Raw genomic sequence first — 17,563 nt, 5'->3', positions numbered from 1 at the left:
CGCAGCGCAATCGCCGCAGGCGACGCCCGAAGGGCGCCCTTGACGCCCCGACCCGGCCCGGAAACCCTCGGCAGGCGGACAGGCCCGACACCGCCTACCCACCACGACCCCGCCCAACCCCAACGCCGTTAGCCCCACCCCACACCAGCACCAGCGCACCACCACCAGCCCGGTCCGCCCCGGTCTGACCCCGGACCGGCCCCCCTCACCCGTCCGGACACCCCCGGGTGGCGCCCCGCATCGGGTCCGGATGCCCTGGACGGAACACCCGGCTCAGCCGTACCGCCTGCGCCGGCCCACGGCCCACGTCCACGTCCACGTCCACGTCCACGTCCACGTCCACGTCCACAGGGGCGGAGATCCATGCGACCCAGGTTCACCCTCGTCGTGTACGCGCTGACGCTCGGCTTCGCGCTCTCCCCCGCGCTCGCCCTGGCGGCCGGCAAGCCTCCGGCCAAACCCCCCGGCCGCCCCCTGGGAAACCCGCCCGACCAGCCCCTCGGCCGCGCCCAGGCCCGCCCGCTCGGCACCGCGGACGGCCCCGGCGACGTGGCCCTGGCCATCGGGGCCACCGGCGCGGCCGCCACGGCCACCGGCCTCTGGCTACGCTCCCGCTACCGCCGCGACGACGACGGCCTGGACGCCCCCGGCGCCCGGACGAATCCCGCGCCCCCCGACAGCCCCAGGGCCCAGGAGCAGAACCGGAACCAGAACGAGAACCACAACGAGAACCACAACGAGAACCGCAACCACAGCCACAGCCACAGCCACAGCCACAACGAGAGCCAGCCCCCACACCCCGCCCCCCAACCACCCCCAGGGAGCACCCCCTGAACCCCGGCCGCCCGCGCCCGCGCGGAGCGATCCGCCTCTGCTTCGGCGTGGCCGCGCTCTGCCTGCTGGGCGCCGCCCTACTGGCCGTACTGGAGCGACTCCCCTGACGCCAAGGCAGCCAGACCCCCTTGAGCAGCCTCAAGCCGACGCAAACAGTCAAGCCGACGCAAACAGTCAAGCCGCCTCAAGCAGTCCAGCCGCCTCAAGCAGTCCAGCCGCCTCAAGCCGACGCAAGCAGCCGCAAGCCGCCTCAAGCAGCCAGATCCCGCTCCCCCCGCACCCCAACCCCGTCCCCCGCCGCCTGCGGAGCCCGGCTCAACTCGACGGCCAGCGGCGCCCGCACGCTCCGCGACCGCACCAGCCACCGCGCGCGGGGCGACCGGGCGACGGCCCGTACGACCGGTGTCAGCAGCGCCAGCGCCAACGGGGCGAGCAGCAGCACCACGGCCGTGCCGAGCGCGAACCCACCCACCACGTCGGTCGGGTAGTGCACCCCCATGTAGACGCGGCAGAACCCCTCGAGCAGCGCGAGCCCGATACCGACCAGCCCGAGCCGCCGGTTCGCCACGAACAGGCCGACGCCCAGCGCCATGGCGAGCGTTGCGTGGTCGCTGACGAAGGAGAAGTCGGTCTTGCCGCCGGCCAGCACTTCGATGCCCTCGTGCTGCCGGAACGGCCGCGGTCGGCCCACGAACCCGCGCAGCGGGACGTTCACGAGGAGCGCGAGTCCGGCGGCCAACGGCCCCCAGACGAGCGCCGTGAAGGTGTCGACCGCCTCCGCCTCGCCCTGGCGGCGCGCACCGCGCCAACACCACAGCACCAGGAGCACGAGCGCGAGGACCAGCCCGTACTCACCGATCAGGCCGACCGCGCGGTCGAGCCAGCCGGGGGCGTCCTTGGCGAGCCCGTTGACGTCGTACAGCAGCCTTACATCGGGGTTCGGCCCACCCGTCGCGAGTCCAGCCATCGTGCTGCGGCCCCTTGCCCTTGCCTCGTCCCCTGTGGGCGCACGCCGTCGTGTGCCCTCCGGCCCCCTGGATCAGCCCCCGATGACCATGGAACGCCCGTTCTGGCGCGTACGTTCCACTCTCCACCGAATGATCACCCCAACGTTATCGAAAGGTGACTCATCGTCGCAGCCGAAGGCCCGGACCTCACGGAGTGTCACTTGAGCCCTTCCGGTGGGGAAGTGCCTCCGCACCGTCCTTGGTGACCCTGGTCGCGCCGAAGTAGTCGGGGGTGTCGATCTTGTCGAACCGGATGACCGCCCCGGTGTACGGGGCGTTGATCATGTACCCGCCACCCACGTACAGACCCACGTGGTGGATCGCCCGGGAGTCGGCCAGGTCGTCGGAGAAGAACACCAGGTCACCGGGCATCAGCTGGTCCCGCGACGGGTGCGGACCGGCGTTGTACTGGTCGTTCGCCACCCGCGGCAGCTCGACCCCCACCGTCCGGTACGCCGCCTGCGTGAGCCCCGAGCAGTCGAACCGGCCGTTCTGCTCCGGCGTGCCCTCGCCGCCCCACAGGTACGGCGTACCGAGCTTCGTCTGCGCGTAGTTTATGGCCGCGGCGGCCTGCTGCGAGGGCGCCACGCGGCCGACCGGCGCGGCGAAGCTCTTCGCGAGCGCGGTGATGACCTTGACGTAGTTCTGCGTCTCCCGGTACGGGGGCACGCCCCCGTACTTGATGACCGCGTACGCACCCGCGTTGTACGCGGCGAGCATGTTCCGGGTCGGGTCACCCGGCACCTTCTTGACGTAGCCCGCGAGTTCGCAGTCGTACGAGGCCGCCGACGGGATGGCGTCGGCCGGGTCCCACACGTCCCGGTCGCCGTCGCCGTCCCCGTCGATGCCGTGGCCCTTCCAGGTCTCCGGCATGAACTGACCGATGCCCAGCGCGCCGACCGGACTGCGGGCCCGCGGGTTGAACCCGCTCTCCTGGTACAACTGCGCCGCGAGGAGCGCCGGGTTGACCGCGGTGCACAGGTTGCCCCAGCGCTCGACGAGACCGCGGAACTGCATGGGCACGGCGCCCTTGGCCAGCCCGACCGACCGGCTCGGCCCGACGAGGCCGGCCGCCGCCGAGTACGTTCCGATGACGAGCAGGCCCAGGAAGCTCAGGCACAGCCCGACACCGACACCGCTCGCCACCCAGAATCTGCGCATCCGTCAACCCTCCCCCATCACCACCGGGTTCAGTGGCGTTTCCCCCTGTGCGTTGACGACTATTCCACGCGCGGGCCGCCGCGCGGCGAGGGCGTCGAGGTCGTACGGGGGCACACCCGCGGCAGCACGGACGCCCACCCCCGCGCCGACCGCCCACCACGTCCCGCACCCGCACCCGCACCCGCACCTACACCCACGCACCCCAGCCCGCGGGTCTCACCCCCGAGGCGTGACGAACAGGCTCTGCGCCCCCCGCCCGATCGGCCCCTTCTCGTCGTGCAGCGAGGAGTCCGCGAGCCCGATGCCCGCCGGATCCACGCTCGTGCGCGCGGACACGCACACCCACTCCCCGACCGGGTAGCGGTGCAGGTGCACCGTCAGGTCCGGATTGACGAACACCCACCGCTCGAAGTCCAGGGTGTTGCTGATCCCGTTCCCCGAATCCGCCGCGACCAGCACCCGGTCCAGCGGCCGCGGCTCGTCCCCGGCCACCAGCGGCACGCGCATCCGCATCCAGCACGTACCCGGCCCCAGCCGGGTCCAGGCGCCCTCGGTGAACCGGCTCTCCATCGCGGTGTGGTAGCCCACGTCCCACGGAACGCCGAAGAACGGGGTCTCCCCCACCTCCCCCGGCGGCGCCACCTTCGGCCCCTCCGCCACGGCCGGCCCCGGCTCACCGGCCACCCGGACCCGCAGCGCCCGCGCCGTCATGACGGGCCCGTCGGCACCCTCGGGAACCAGCTCCGCCGCCACGAGCTCGGTGCCCCGCCCGGCCCGCACCACTTCCGTGACCACCCGCAGCGGCCCGATCGGCACCGGCCGCAGGATCTCGTACGTCACCCGGGCCAGCCGCATGTCCTCGCGGGCCCCGGTGCGCTCCTCGATCTCCCGCCCCAGCAGCGCCGCCGGCGGCCCCGCGTGCTGCGCCCGCGCGTCCCACGGCCCGCGCGTGAACTCCGAGGCCCGGTAACGCCCGTCCCCGACCCGCTCGTAGAACCCCTCGATCGCCTCACCCATCCCCGCAGGCTACCGACCAGTAGGCCCATCGGCCAGGGTCAGCGGGCGAGGCCCAGGGTGACGCCGAGGCCGACGAGGACGGAGCCGATGGCGCGGTTGAGGGCCTTCTGGGCCTTGAGCATGCGGTCGCGCAGGGCGGTGGTGGAGAAGAAGAGGGCGACGGCCGAGAACCACGCGACGTGCGCCAGCGACATGAACAGGCCGTAGCCGGCCTGCTGCCACACCGGCGTGTCCGGGCCGACGACCTGCGTGAAGGTCGAGACGACGAACAGGGTGGTCTTGGGGTTGAGGACGTTGGTCAGGAAACCCGTGCGCAACGCGCCGAGCGGCGTCAGGCCCGGCTCGGCGGTGAGGTCGACCGCGAGGTCCGCGCGGGCACGGATGGTGCGGATGCCGACGTAGACGAGGTACGCGGCGCCCGCGAGCTTGATCGCGGTGAACAGGGCGGTGGAGGAGGCGATCAGCAGCCCCACACCCAGCATCGTGTACGTGACGTGGACGAGGACGCCCGCGCCGACGCCCGCGGCCGCGAAGAGGCCGGTGGTGCGCCCGTACAGGTAGCTGTTGCGGACGACCATCGCGAAGTCGGCGCCCGGACTGATGACGGCGAGGACGGTGATGACGGCTACGGCGATCAACTCGGTCATGTGCCGATCCTCGCCGAGGGCGGCAGGAGGATCAACGGATCCGCGGGACAACTGACCGCGGACTGCTGGGATTTCGCCGGTGCGTGCCGATACTGGGACATGATCACGCTTCGGGAGTTCGACCTCCGGCAGGAGGGCGGCCTGCTGCTGGGATGGGTCCGCTCGCGCGCCGAGCTGCTCGTCTGGGCCGGCAACACCTTCGCCTGGCCGCTCGACGACGCCCAGCTCGCCGGGTACGCCGCCGACGCCTCGCTGCGCAAGTACACCGCGGTGGAGCGGGCGGGCGGGACGGCGGTGGGGCACGTGTCGCTGCGCTTCCACGAGGACGGCAGCGGCGCCCGGCTCGGGCGCGTGCTGATCGACCCCGCCGCGCGGACGGGGGCTTGCCCGGGCGATGCTCGCGGAGACGCTCCGGCACGCCTTCGACGACCTGCACGCCGCCTCGGTCGACCTCGGCGTCTTCCGGCACAACAGGGCGGCCCTGCACCTCTACGAGAGCCTGGGCTTCCGGGTCGAGGAGGTGCTGGAGGACGTCGAGGAGATGGACGGGGAGCGGTGGACCGCGCTACAGATGCGGCTGCCGGCACCCAGCACCGACACCACCACCAACACCCACGCGGGCACCACCACCAACACCAACACCACCACCAACCTCACCAGCACCGACCCCCGCACCAGCACCCCTCGGCCCGGCCCCGCCGCTCCCACCACGGGGTGACAATGGGGTGTCGCCCCGTACCAGGAGTCCCGCCATGTCCCACCCGTCCGCCCCCGCCGAACTGCAGGCCGACTGCGCGAACTGCTTCGGGCTGTGCTGCGTCGCGCTGCCCTTCGCCGCCTCCGCCGACTTCGCGCGGAACAAGGACGCCGGGACGCCCTGCTCGAACCTCCAGGACGACTACCGCTGCGGGATCCACACCCGGCTGCGCGAGACCGGCTGGCGCGGCTGCACCGTCTTCGACTGCTTCGGCGCCGGGCAGAAGGTCTCGCAGGTCACCTTCGAGGGCCGGGACTGGCGCCGGCACCCGGAGACCTCGCGGCAGATGTTCGAGGTCTTCCCGGTCATGCGCCAGCTGCACGAGCTGCTCTGGTACGCGACCGAGGCCCTCTCCCTGCCCGCCGCCCGCCCCGCCCACGCCGGGCTGCGCCGCGCCCGGGCGAAGGTCGAGGCCCTGACCCGCGCCGACGCCGGCACCGTGGCCGGCACCGACGTGGGCGCCCTGCGGGCGGAGGTCAACGTGCTGCTGCTCGAGGCGAGCGAGCTGGTCCGGGCGAAGGTGCCCGGCCGCAGGCGCAACCACCGCGGCGCCGACCTCATGGGCGCCCGACTGGCCGGAGCCGACCTGCGCGGCGCGAACCTGCGCGGCGCCTACCTCATCGCCGCCGACCTCAAGAAGGCGGACCTGCGCACGGCCGACCTGATCGGCGCCGACCTGCGCGACGCCGACCTCTCCGGCGCGGACCTGACCGGCAGCATCTTCCTCACCCAGGCGCAGCTGAACGCGGCCCGGGGCGACGCCGCCACCCGCATCCCGAACGCCCTGACCCGCCCCGCCCACTGGCCCGCCGGCTGAGCGAACCGCAGGCGCCACCCGGCGCCCCTCAGATTTCCACCCCCTCCACCCCCTGCACCCCCTCCAGCCCCTCCAGCCCCTCCAGAAATCCCCGCACCTCCGCCGCGTACGCCTCCGGAGCCGTGGCACGGACCAGATGGCCGGCCGGCAGCTCCGCCAGCCGCGTTCCGGGGCGCCGGCGCACCATCTCCCACGCGTGCTCCGCGCCCAGCACGCCGCTACGGGTGCCCCGCACCAGCAGCGCCGGGCACTCCGAGCCGGTCCAGTCGGCCCACCACGCGCCGTTCATCCGGTTCTGCGAGGCCACCATGTCCACCGGCGCGAACGCCGTCCCCCAGCCGTCGGCGTACTCGCGCACCGCGTCCCCCAGGTACTCCGCCGCGTCGCCGATCGCGGCCAGCAGGGCGGCCCTGGTCGGTTCCCGGTGCGGCCACTCCAGGGCGGCGGAGGCGTCGTGGTCGACCTCCGCACCGATGTCCTCCACGACCAGGGCGGCCACCAGGTCGGGACGGCGGGCGGCCAGCTGGTACGCGTTGACCCCGCCCAGCGAGTGGCCCAGCACCACCGCCGGCCCGGTCCCGAGGTGCTCCAGCAGCGCCGCGGCGTCGGCGACGTACCCCTCGCGCGCATAGTCGGGCGCCCGGTCGGAGTGGCCGTGCCCGCGCTGGTCCGGCGCGATCAGCCGCCACCGCGGGCCGAGGTCCCGGGCCAGGCGGGCGAAGGACGCCGCCTCCTGGTAGTGGCCGTGCAGCGCCAGCACGGGCCGGCCGGGCCCGCCGAAGTCCACGTACGACAGCCGGCGCCCGTCGGCGAGCTCCAGTACGCCGCGCAGCGGACCGAGCCGCCCGATCACGCGGCGGCGCAGCAGCTGGTACTCGTCCCAGCGGCGCGGCAGCCGCCCCGCCGGCCGCGCGCGCAGCGCCCAGCCCGGGCTGACCTCCTGGCCGCGCCGGAACTGGTCCCGGGTGAGGTCGAGCTCGACCCCGCCGGGCAGCCGGTTCCACATGTGGAAGCCCTGCTGTTCGTCGCCGAGGAGCACCCTTCCCGCCATCAGGTCGCCCCCGAACACGTCCTGCACCAGCAGGGCGGTGAGGTCGCAGTGCCCCCACGCCGGGTTCTCCGGGGTCCAGGGCGCGCGCTCCACGTCGTCGGGGGAGCAGGTGTCCGCGGCGAAGGACGCACGCAGCGCCGCCTCGATGTCGGTCAGGGTCCGGGGGCCGGGGATCGCGGTCATGGGTGGAGCATGCCGCACGGGTCCGACACCGCCCCGACCCCAGGAGACCCGGCGCCCCCTGACGCCCCCTGACGCCCCCTCACGCGCCCTCACGCGCGCCCCTCGCCCGCCGGGGGCGCCCCTGCGGCCTCCGCGCGCCGGTCACGCCCCGGGTTACGGCCCCGGTGCACCATTCCCCCGCACGGGCGACATCGGCACCCCGGCTCGCGCGTCATTGCCCGGCGCCACCCCCCGTGGTACACAGAGTGATCTTCCGGACTTTCGCACCCAACCGGCCCGGCCCCAGGTCAGGGCGCCACGTGCCGGCATCGGGGAAGGCTCCGGGAATCCTCCGGGACGACTCCGGGCCCGCTCGGGGACAACCCCGGGACGGCTCCGCACGGACTCCGGGAAAGGTACCGGGGAGGACTTCCGGGAGACTCCGGGCAAAGAGAGCCGCCAAGTCGACCTACTACGGCGGTTTCATCAGCGAAGATAGAGCGTGACCCCTGCCGACGGGCACGGGCTGACGGAACTACCCAACAGGGGCGGTGAGTTACATGATCCTGGCGGCCGAAAAAGGCGACATCACCACCATCATCGGCGGAATCGCCCCGAACTGGGGCCCGTTCGGCAGTCTCGGCAACGAAGCGAAGGTCATGATCGAGGTGGTCATGGCCGTGGCCATCCTCCTCTGCCTGGGCATCGCCATCTGGGGCGCCGCCAAACAGCGCATCGGCGCCACCGCGCTGCGCGACACCTTCAGCGCCGAACAGGGCAAGGGCCTCATCGTGGCCGGCCTGACCGGCGTCTTCATCATCGGATCGCTGGGCACCCTGTTCACCATCGTGTACGGGATGGCGGTCTGAGCGCGCCGTAGCGGTCCGCGCCCGCGCGGCCCGCGCCCCCTCCCGTACGCCACCCAGCCCGGCACCCCGACCCGACCCCGACCCCCGATCCCTTCCGCCTGCCCGTCCGCCCACCGGCTGAGGTTGCGTTTCCTGATGACGACTCACCACACCGCGCCCATGCGGGAACCAGCACGCCTACCGTCGTACGACGACACTGCTGAGGGGGCGGGCGCGGCATGAGCCAGGACACGGGCTACGACGCGGGACACGAGCGGTACGACGACGGGTACGGCTACGACGACGGCACCCGGGTCGGCGGCACGGGCCAGACCCGCACCCGCCTGCCCGACGCCCCCGGCGGCGACCCCTACGGCTCCGGCCGCAAGCCCGCCCGGTCCTCGCGCGGCCTCGTGACCGTCGTCGGGGTCGTCGTCCTGCTCGTCGCCGCCATCGCGTTCGCGAACCAGGGCGACGGCACCAAGAGGTCCGACGCCCCCGCGGACGCCAAGGGCCCGGCCACCTCCGCCACCGCCCCCACCGGCGAGCGCCCCGTCGCCGGCCGGCACAACGACGTGCCCATGGGCTTCGGCCACACCGAGCAGGGCGCCCAGTCGGCCGCCGCCAACTACGCCGTCGTCCTGGGCTCGGACGCCATGTACGAGACCCCCCGCCGGCACCGCATCCTCGGCGCCGTCGCCGACGAGGGCAGCGCGGCCGGGCTCCAGGCCGCGTACGACGCCACGTACACCTCCGGCCTCTTCGAGCAGATCGGCCTCACCGCCAACGGCACCGCCCCGGCCGGCGCCACCTTCGTCAGCCGCACCTCGCCGGTCGGCGCCAAGGTGCTGCGCTACTCGGACACCGCCGCCGACGTCGACGTGTGGTGTCTCGAGCTCTTCGGCCTCACAGGGGAAAAGTCCACGAAACCGGTCACCAGTGCCTGGTACACGCTCACCGTGAAGCTGAAGTGGAACGGGTCCGACTGGAAGGTGCTCAACACCTCCCAGCGCACCGGCCCCACCCCTGTCACTGGCGACAACCCGGTCTCCAGTTCCGGTGACATCGCCGGGGCTGTCAACGAATTCGGAGGGTTCACCTATGCCCGGTAGCCCCCGCACGCCCGGCGGCCTCCCCAAGCTTCTCGGCACCCTCGGCGCGGTGCAAGCCGCAGTCCTCCTCCTCGCCGCCCGCGCCTCGGCCGCACCCACACCTGACGCCAGCCCGGCCGCCACCACACCGCCCGAGCAGTGCCGACTGCTCCGGGGGCAGGTCCGCCTCGTCTGCGAGGGCAACCTCCCCGGCGGGAAGGTGACCGCACCACCGCCCGGACAGGTGCCGGGCGGCCCGGGTGACAGCCTCGACCCCCTCTCCTCCCTCGCCAAGGGCTGCGCCGACGCCGGCGCATGGATCGTCGGCAAGCTCAGCGACGCGGTGAAGTCCACCGCCACCGTCGACTTCACCAACGCCGCGTTCCTGCGCCAGTACGCCGTCGTGTTCGCCGCCTCGACCGTCCTGACCCTGGTCCTGTGGCTGCTGGCCGTCGCCAAGCGCGCCATCCGCGGCGTCCCCCTGACCACCGCCCTCTCCGAAGCCATCGGCTTCCTCTGGCTGACCGTCCTGGCCTCCGCCTTCACGCCCCTGATCCTCTACACCGTGGTCTCGGCGACCGACAGCGTGACCGAGGCCGTCGCCAGCGGGGCGGGGGGCAACACCGACGTGTTCTTCGGCTCCTTCGCCGAGGCCCTCAAGAAGGGCGAGGACATCGGCGGCGGACCGGTCATGCTGATCGTCGTCGCCCTCGTCACGGTGCTGGCCGCCGGCGTCCTCTGGCTCGAGCTGGTCATCCGCGCCGCCCTCCTCTACGTCGGCGCGCTGCTCGGAACCGCCGTCTACGCCGGACTCGTCGACCGCAACATGTGGGGGCACGTCCGGCGCTGGGCCGGGATCATGATCGCGGTGATCCTCGTCAAACCGGTCATCGTCATCGTCCTGGGCCTGGCCGGGGCGCTCGCCGGCGACGACGGCCCCGACGCGTTCTCCGCCGTCGTCTCGGGCCTCGCCATCATCCTCCTGGCGATCTTCGCCTCGGCGATGATCTACCGCTTCGTACCCGGCTTCGGCGACGAGATCTCCGCCGCCCGCAGCAACCGCAAGCAGGCCACCGACGGAGCCCAGGCCGCGGCCGTCATCAGCTCCCCGGCCTCCCTCGTCTCCCAGGGCATCAAGACCCACAGCAGCCGCGGCGGCGCCCACCGCCCCGGCGGCGCCGAAGCCCGCCCCGCCAACCCGCTCTCCGGCGGCGTGGCGGCCCACAGCAGCCGGGGCTCCTCCGGCGGGACCGGGGTCGGCGGCGGAACTGTCCCCTCCGCCGCACCCCCGCCGCGCAGCTCCGGGGTCAGCACCCCGCACACCAGCAGGACCACCGGCACAGGCACAGGAGGTGACGGGCGTTGACGACCCAGTCCCATCAGATCCACCCGGTCGCGCCCCGCCGCACGTATCTCATCGGCCGCGCCCGGCCGAACGCGATCGTCGGCAAGAACCGCGAGACCGGCGAGATCGCGCTGATCGTCTTCGGCGCGTTCCTCGGGATGATGAGCGGACTGCTCGTCCCCAACCTGATGCTCCGCATCGTCTGCCTCGCCGGCTTCCCGGTCATCGCCCTGGCCGCCGTGTACGTGCCCTACCGGCACCGCACGTTCTACAAGTGGTTCGAGATCAACCGCAGCTACAAGCGCACGCTGCGGCGCGGCACGACGTACCGCTCGAGCGCCATGGAGGCCGGCACCCGGGGCGACGGCCGCGAGATCGAGGTCGGCCCGCCGCCCGGCATCGGCCGGATCAGCTGGCTGGCCGCCCCCTTCGGCCCCGACGAGATCGCCGTCCTGCTGCACGCCGACCGGCGCACCGTGACCGCCGCCATCGAGATCGAGGGCCCGGGCGTCGGCCTGCGCGACAGCGAGGACCAGGAGGCCCTCGTCGACCGCTTCGGCACCCTCCTCAAGCACGTGGCCAACGGCGACGGTTTCGTCACCCGCCTGCAGATGCTCGCCCGCACCCTGCCCGCCGACCCCGACGCGCACGCCAAGGACGTCGCCCAGCGCGGCGACGCGCACGCCCCGGGCTGGCTCCGCGACTCGTACGACCAGCTGCAGTCCATGGTCTCCACCTCCAGCGAGCAGCACCGCGCCTACCTCGTCGCGTGCATGCACTACACCCGCGAGCTGGCCGCCGAGGCGCACGCCATGGCCCGCGCCGCCACCCCCCAGAAGGGCCGCCGCCTCGACAAGGACGCCGGCCTCGCCGTCGTCATGGCCCGCGAGCTCACCGACATCTGCGCCCGCCTCGCCGAGGCCGACATCCGCGTCCGCCAGCCGCTGGGCCAGGGCCGGCTCGCCTCCCTCGTGCACTCCATGTACGACCCCGACCACCCCATCGACCACATCCAGGCCATGACCAAGCGCAACGCCTGGCCGGCCGAGCTGGACGCCGTCGAACCCACCTACCTCCAGGCCAAGACCCGCGAGTCCCAGACCCGCGCCCCCTGGTGCCACGCCACCGCCTGGGTCAAGGAGTGGCCGATGACCCCGGTCGGCGTCAACTTCCTGGCCCCGCTGCTGGTCCACACCCCGGACGTGATCCGCACGGTCGCCGTCACCATGGACCTCGAACCCACCGAGGTCGCCATCGAGCGCATGCTCACGGAGAAGACCAACGACGAGGCCGAGGCCTCCCGCGCCGCCAAGATGAACCGCACGGTCGACCCCCGCGACATCGCCGCCCACGGCCGGCTCGACCAGAGGGGTGAAGATCTCGCCAGCGGTGCGGCAGGAGTCAACCTCGTCGGGTACATCACGGTGTCCTCGCGTTCCCCCGAGGCCCTCGCCCGCGACAAGCGGACCATCCGGGCATCGGCGGGCAAGTCGTACCTGAAGCTGGAGTGGTGCGACCGCGAGCACCACCGCGCGTTCGTCAACACCCTGCCGTTCGCCACCGGCATCCGACGCTAGCTGGAGGGCAGAACCGCCATGCGAGATCCGCTGTCCGCACTGACGGACGCCTTCACCAGCTTCCTCTTCGGGAAGGTCGAGACGACCCGACTGCCGGTCCGTACCTCCACCGGCCAGGCCCAGGCCGTCTACCTGCCCACCGCCGCCCCCGGCCTCGGCGACTCCGGCGTCATCATCGGCCGCGAGGTCTACAGCGGCAAGGGCTACATCTACGACCCCTTCCAGCTGTACGGGCAGCAGCTCCCGGCCCCGCACTGGCTCGTGCTCGGCGAGTCCGGCAACGGCAAGTCCGCGCTGGAGAAGACCTACGTCCTGCGGCAGCTGCGCTTCCGCGACCGCCAGGTCGTCGTCCTCGACGCCCAGGGCGAGGACGGCGTCGGCGAGTGGAACCTGATCGCCCAGGAGCTGGGGATAACTCCCATCCGCCTCGACCCCGTCGCCGCCGCCGACGGCGGGATCCGCCTCAACCCCCTCGACCCGGCCATCACCACCACCGGGCAGCTCGCGCTGCTGCGCACCATCATCGAGGTGGCGATGGGCCACGGCCTCGACGAGCGCGCCGGCTTCGCGCTCAAGGTGGCGCACGCGTACGTCAACGAGACGATCCTGGACCGCCAGCCGGTCCTCACCGACATCGTCGAGCAGCTGCGCCACCCGGAGGCCGCGTCCGCGGAGGCCATGAACGTCGACATAGACGACGTCCGCGCCTGGGGCCTGGACGTCGCCCTCGTCCTCGACCGGCTGGTCGACGGCGACCTGCGCGGCATGTTCGACGGCCCGACCACGGTCGGCATCGACCTCGACGCGCCGCTGATCGTCTTCGACCTGTCCCACATCGACCGCAACTCGATCGCCATGCCGATCCTGATGGCGATCGTGGGCGTCTGGCTGGAGCACACCTGGATCCGCCCGGACCGGAAGAAACGCATCTTCCTGGTCGAAGAGGCCTGGCACATCATCAACTCGCCCTTCGTCGCACAGCTGTTCCAGCGACTGCTGAAGTTCGGGCGCCGCCTCGGCCTGTCCTTCGTCGCCGTCGTCCACCACCTCTCCGACGTCGTCGACGGCGCCGCGGCCAAGGAAGCGGCGGCCATCCTCAAGATGGCCTCCACCCGGACCATCTACGCCCAGAAGGCCGACGAGGCCCGCGCCACCGGCCGCGTCCTCGGCCTGCCCCGCTGGGCCGTGGAGATCATCCCGACCCTCACCCCGGGCATCGCCGTATGGGACGTGAACGGCAACGTCCAGGTGGTGAAACACCTGATCACGGAAGCGGAACGGCCCCTTGTCTTCACGGACCGGGCCATGACAGAGTCCTCGGCACCCCAACCGGCGCTCCCCGAGGACGTCCTGGCCGCCGAACGCGAAGCGGAGGAGAGGGCCATGCTCATCGAACGCCACAGGAACGGCGACTCCGCGGAATCCACGGTGGCCTGACGTGCCGCGGGACGACCGGGCGAGGTACGACCGGGAGCGGTACGACCGGGAACGGCGCGCACCCGCCCGGGAGCAGACCCGGGGCATCCCGGACGCCCTGCTGGTGGGCCTGCTCGCCTTCCTCCTCGGCCTCACCCTGATGGTGTGGTCGGCCACCGGCCTCGCCGCGCTCTTCGCGCGCGGCGCCTGGCCGGCGGGGGTCACCTTCGCGCGCACGCCCATGGCCCTGCACGGCCTGCTCACCGCCCCGCACGACCTGGCCCGCGCCTGGCCCCACACCGATCCGACGGCCCTGTCGGGCTGGGGGCTGTTCTGGGGCATCCTCATCAGCGAGCTGCTGGTGCTGTTCGTCCTGACGGTCTTCGCCATCGGCATCCTGGCCCGCACCAAGGCCCGCCGCGCCCGCATCCGCGCGGAGCGGCAGCACCCCAAGGACCCGGGCCCCGGCCCCGACCCCCACCCCGTCGAGCCCGCAGCCCACACCGCGCCCGAGCCCGAGCCCGCGGCGGTACGCCCACCCGCACCCCGCCGCTCCGACGCACCCACCGCCCCGGCACCGGACGCGGCCCACACCCCCGGGCCCAGCGCGCACGCCCCGGCGGACCCGGCCCCCGCCCCGGCGGCCCCGACTCCCGTCCCGCACCCGGAACCACCCGCCCCGCGCTCCGAACCCACCCAGGACGCCTACCGCTACGGCTTCGGCTACGCACCCCGCACCACACCCTCCACCGAGCCACAGTCCGCCGACCCACAGTCCGCCGACCCGCAGCCCGTCGCGCCCCACCCCGACCCGGCCCCCGGCACCCGCCTCGCCTACGCCGCCCCCGCCGACCGCCACGGCGCCGCGGCCCGCCGCATCGCGCAGGCCGAGGGGGCCGTCCTGGTCGTCACGTCCTCACCCGCCTTGTGGGCCGAGACCAAGGACGCCCGCGCCAAACTCGGCCCCGTCCTCCTCTACGACCCCTCGCACCTGTGCGACACCCCGGCCCGCATGCACTGGCACCCCGGAACCGGCTGCGCCGACCGCGACACGGCCGCCGCGCGCGCCACCGCGCTGCTGTCGCCCGTACGCCCGCAGTCCCGCATCGACGCGGCCGTCGCCGACACGGCCGAAACGCTCCTGCGCAGCTGGCTCCACGCGGCCGCCCTCGACGACCGCCCGTTCAAGCAGCTGCACCGCTGGGCCCTCGGCTCCGGCGCGCACGAGCCCGTACGCATCCTGCGCACCCACCCCAAGGCCGCCCCGGGCACGGCCGGCGAACTCGAGAACGCGCTCACCGCCCACCCCGAGCGCCGCGAGGTCGCCCAGGAACTCACCGCCCGGGCACTGTCCGCCCTCTCCTCGATCCACATCCGCGAGTCCTGCACACCGAATCGAACGGATTCGCTCACGCTCGCATCATTCGCCGACGAGGGGGGCACCCTCTACCTGGTGGGTGAGCCGGTCGAGGACCCCCGGACATCGCCCGGAGCGATGCCCCTGCTCACCGCACTCGCGTCAAGCGTGGTCGAGTACGGCCGCCGCGTGGCCGTACGGTCATCCGCCGGTCGGCTCGGCCCACCACTCACGCTCGTCCTCGACGACGTGGCGGCGGTCGCCCCGATCCCCCAACTCCCGGAGCTCCTCGCCGACTCCGGCCCGGCGGCCCTCCCGGTACTGGCCCTCCTGCGCAGCCGCGAACAGGCCCGCTCCCGCTGGCCCGCCCTCGCCTCCGAAGCCCTCCTCTGACCCGACGGCCCTCCCGGAGCCCCGGGCACGGGCCGCGCCTCACTCCAGGCCCGCGAGCGCCCCCGCCAACCGGTCCCGCGCCGCCACCTGCACCGCGATCCGGGCCTCCAGCACCGCCAACCGCTCCCGCGCCACCCGCAACGCCTCCTCGGAGGGCGGCCCGGCGGTCAGGTCCCCGTCCAGGCACGGCAGGAACACCGCCGCCACGTCCTCCAGCGTCAGCCCGGCACCCAGCAACCGCCGGATGTTGGCCACCCGGACGACCGCCCCGTCGCCGTAGTCGCGGTACCCGTTGGCCTCCCGCTCGGCACCGATCAGCCCCGCACGCTCGTAGTGGCGCAGCGACCTCGCGCTGACCCCCGTCGCAGCAGCCAACTCCCCTATCCGCACGGCCCCACCTCCCGGGCCCTTCTACCACGCCCCCCGTACGGCGGCGGGACGGCAGGAGGAGCCGTACGACAGGTGGCCGCCGGCTTCGTCACCGGGGCGGGGGACCGAGGGTGCTGGGCGCAGAGCCGTACGGCGGCGGGGAAGGCCACGGCCGGCGCCCCCCTGCCCGCCCTCAGGCCACGAGCGCCCCGCCGTCGACCTGGAGCACCGCCCCGGTGACGAAGCCGGCGGCCGGGTCCGCGAGCCGGCCTATGGCCCACGCCACCTCCTCGGGCCGTCCGATCCGCCCCAGCGGTGTGTGAGCCAACTGCCAGGCCCGTACCTGCTCCCGGCGCTCGGGGCCGAGCCCCTGGTGCTCCCCGATGGGCGTGTCGACCGCCCCCGGGGCCACCGCGACGACGCGGATGCCACGCGGCGCCAGCTCCACCGCCCAACTGCGGGTGAGGGTCTCCAGGGCGGCCTTGGTCGCCGCGTAGAGGCCGCTGCCCGGCCAGGCCCGCTGGCCGACCGTGGTGGAGACGTTGACGACGACCCCGCCGGTCTCCGTCAGCGCCGGCAGCGCGGCCCGGGCGAGCAGCAGGGGCGCGACGAGGTTGGTGGCCAGCAGGGGCCCGATGTCCTGGGGGTCCAGGGTGCCGAGCGCCCCGCTGCGCACGATGCCGGCGTTGTTCACGAGGACGTCGAGCCGACCGGTCCGCTCCAGCGCCGCCGCCACGATCCGCTCGGGCGCACCCGCCTCCGTGACGTCGGCGAGGAACGGCAGGATCCGCCCGTCGGCCCCGTGCCCGCCCCCGGCCGTTGCGGCCAACGGCCCACGCCGCCGCCCGACCGCGATGACCCGGGCCCCCTCGGCGGCGAAGGCCCGGGCCGTGGCCCGTCCGATCCCGGTACCGGCCCCCGTGACGACGACGGTCCGGGGGTTCACGCTGTTGCTGTGGGTGTCCATGGGCCGATCCTCGAACCCTGACGCCAGTGACAAGGTCAAGCCCGGAGCCCGTACGTCCCGCGGCCCGACCCCTCAGCGGACGAGGACGTGCTCCAGTTCCCGCTCCGCCGGGTCGGTGGGGGCGGGGGCGGTGACACCGGTGGGCTCGAAGCCGAAGCGCCGGTAGAAGCCGACGGCCCGGTGGTTGTCCTCGTGGACGTACAGGCGCACGCGTACCGGCGTGGGCTCCCGCAGCTCCCAGCACCAGCCGACGGCGGCCTCGAACAGGCCCTCGATCAGACCGGTGCCCCGGCTCTCCTGCCGTACGAAGACGCCGACGATCGCCGCCTGGTCCTGGGCGGGCTCCCCGTCCCCGAGCAACGTCGGCACCCCGGCGGGCTCGACGAGGACGGTGACGGTGCCGTGCCAGACCCCGTCGGGACCCTCGGCGACGAACTGCCGTACGGCGTCGCTCTCGGCAGCCCGCTCGGTGCGCTCCTGCCAGAAAGCGTCCGCCTCCGCCGAGGCCTGCTCGTACGTCTCGTGGAACGCGAGCCGGGCCGCGGGGTCCCGCAGCGCCTCCAGCCGCAGATCCTTGACCTTCTCCCACTCGTCGGCGCGCACGGCGCGAATCACATGATCCATGAAGAGATCCTAGGCGGCCGGCTCACGACCCGTAAACGCAGAAAAGCCCCGCACCAGAAGGTGCGGGGCTTTCCCACAATGATTGTTCGGCGGCGTCCTACTCTCCCACAGGGTCCCCCCTGC

The 17,563-nt window shown here is 73.5% G+C and carries 16 protein-coding genes and 1 pseudogene; 9 read left to right on the top strand and 8 right to left on the bottom strand.

What is annotated here, in order from left to right; all coding sequences use genetic code 11:
* The first annotated feature begins 363 nt into the window (after window positions 1-363).
* Window positions 364-834 carry a hypothetical protein gene (locus ACIQCH_RS37485; RefSeq protein ID WP_402588685.1) on the top strand — a complete coding sequence of 157 codons (471 nt, stop codon included), beginning with the start codon at window positions 364-366 and terminating at the stop codon, window positions 832-834.
* A 250-nt stretch (window positions 835-1,084) separates the two neighbouring features.
* Here ACIQCH_RS37485 and ACIQCH_RS37480 read toward each other — a convergent pair whose 3' ends face one another.
* The 4 genes from ACIQCH_RS37480 to ACIQCH_RS37465 form a co-directional block, all read right to left on the bottom strand.
* Window positions 1,085-1,801 (bottom strand): phosphatase PAP2 family protein, encoded by a 717-nt coding sequence (locus ACIQCH_RS37480; protein ID WP_402588683.1) that lies wholly within the window; start codon window positions 1,799-1,801, stop codon window positions 1,085-1,087.
* Window positions 1,802-1,988: 187 nt separating this feature from the next.
* Window positions 1,989-3,002, bottom strand: a complete 1,014-nt coding sequence (locus ACIQCH_RS37475; protein ID WP_402588681.1) for an NlpC/P60 family protein — start codon at window positions 3,000-3,002, stop codon at window positions 1,989-1,991.
* A gap of 216 nt (window positions 3,003-3,218) precedes the next feature.
* Window positions 3,219-4,019 carry a thioesterase family protein gene (locus ACIQCH_RS37470; protein ID WP_402588679.1) on the bottom strand — a complete coding sequence of 267 codons (801 nt, stop codon included), beginning with the start codon at window positions 4,017-4,019 and terminating at the stop codon, window positions 3,219-3,221.
* A gap of 38 nt (window positions 4,020-4,057) precedes the next feature.
* Window positions 4,058-4,666, bottom strand: a complete 609-nt coding sequence (locus ACIQCH_RS37465) for a LysE family translocator (protein WP_402588677.1) — start codon at window positions 4,664-4,666, stop codon at window positions 4,058-4,060.
* A gap of 382 nt (window positions 4,667-5,048) precedes the next feature.
* On the opposite strand from ACIQCH_RS37465, the pseudogene ACIQCH_RS37460 reads away from it, so the two are divergent.
* A pseudogene (locus tag ACIQCH_RS37460) lies at window positions 5,049-5,384 on the top strand (GNAT family N-acetyltransferase); the annotation flags it as partial.
* Between the two features lie 34 nt (window positions 5,385-5,418).
* On the top strand, window positions 5,419-6,240 hold the full coding sequence (locus ACIQCH_RS37455) for a pentapeptide repeat-containing protein (protein ID WP_402588675.1): 822 nt from the start codon (window positions 5,419-5,421) through the stop codon (window positions 6,238-6,240).
* A gap of 28 nt (window positions 6,241-6,268) precedes the next feature.
* Here ACIQCH_RS37455 and ACIQCH_RS37450 read toward each other — a convergent pair whose 3' ends face one another.
* A complete protein-coding gene (locus tag ACIQCH_RS37450) occupies window positions 6,269-7,474 on the bottom strand; it encodes an alpha/beta fold hydrolase (RefSeq protein ID WP_402588673.1) in 1,206 nt (401 codons plus the stop codon).
* Between the two features lie 539 nt (window positions 7,475-8,013).
* Here ACIQCH_RS37450 and ACIQCH_RS37445 point away from each other — a divergent pair.
* The 6 genes from ACIQCH_RS37445 (at window position 8,014) to ACIQCH_RS37420 (ending at window position 15,480) form a co-directional block, all read left to right on the top strand.
* A complete protein-coding gene (locus ACIQCH_RS37445) occupies window positions 8,014-8,322 on the top strand; it encodes a hypothetical protein (RefSeq protein WP_008742356.1) in 309 nt (102 codons plus the stop codon).
* A gap of 218 nt (window positions 8,323-8,540) precedes the next feature.
* Window positions 8,541-9,413 (top strand): hypothetical protein, encoded by an 873-nt coding sequence (locus ACIQCH_RS37440; RefSeq protein WP_402588672.1) that lies wholly within the window; start codon window positions 8,541-8,543, stop codon window positions 9,411-9,413.
* Window positions 9,403-10,758 (top strand): hypothetical protein, encoded by a 1,356-nt coding sequence (locus tag ACIQCH_RS37435; RefSeq protein ID WP_402588670.1) that lies wholly within the window; start codon window positions 9,403-9,405, stop codon window positions 10,756-10,758. The genes ACIQCH_RS37440 and ACIQCH_RS37435 overlap by 11 nt, the downstream gene beginning before the upstream one ends.
* Complete coding sequence (locus ACIQCH_RS37430) at window positions 10,755-12,314, top strand: SCO6880 family protein (protein ID WP_402588668.1); 1,560 nt, start codon at window positions 10,755-10,757, stop codon at window positions 12,312-12,314. Before ACIQCH_RS37435 ends, ACIQCH_RS37430 begins: the two co-directional genes overlap by 4 nt.
* 18 nt (window positions 12,315-12,332) lie before the next feature.
* A complete protein-coding gene (locus tag ACIQCH_RS37425) occupies window positions 12,333-13,751 on the top strand; it encodes an ATP-binding protein (protein ID WP_402588666.1) in 1,419 nt (472 codons plus the stop codon).
* Between the two features lie 139 nt (window positions 13,752-13,890).
* Window positions 13,891-15,480, top strand: a complete 1,590-nt coding sequence (locus ACIQCH_RS37420; RefSeq protein WP_402588687.1) for a type VI secretion protein — start codon at window positions 13,891-13,893, stop codon at window positions 15,478-15,480.
* A 39-nt stretch (window positions 15,481-15,519) separates the two neighbouring features.
* Here ACIQCH_RS37420 and ACIQCH_RS37415 read toward each other — a convergent pair whose 3' ends face one another.
* The 3 genes from ACIQCH_RS37415 to ACIQCH_RS37405 form a co-directional block, all read right to left on the bottom strand.
* Complete coding sequence (locus ACIQCH_RS37415; protein ID WP_402588664.1) at window positions 15,520-15,870, bottom strand: MerR family transcriptional regulator; 351 nt, start codon at window positions 15,868-15,870, stop codon at window positions 15,520-15,522.
* 172 nt (window positions 15,871-16,042) lie between these two features.
* Entirely contained in the window at window positions 16,043-16,816 is a 774-nt protein-coding gene (locus ACIQCH_RS37410; protein ID WP_402588662.1) for an SDR family NAD(P)-dependent oxidoreductase, read from the bottom strand.
* 72 nt (window positions 16,817-16,888) lie between these two features.
* Window positions 16,889-17,440 (bottom strand): GNAT family N-acetyltransferase, encoded by a 552-nt coding sequence (locus ACIQCH_RS37405; protein WP_402588660.1) that lies wholly within the window; start codon window positions 17,438-17,440, stop codon window positions 16,889-16,891.
* Between the last annotated feature and the right edge of the window lie 123 nt (window positions 17,441-17,563).

Origin of the sequence: Streptomyces sp. NPDC093225, assembly GCF_044753805.1 — a bacterium.
Lineage (GTDB): Bacteria > Actinomycetota > Actinomycetes > Streptomycetales > Streptomycetaceae > Streptomyces.
This window is presented reverse-complemented; position numbering and strand designations above follow the sequence as displayed.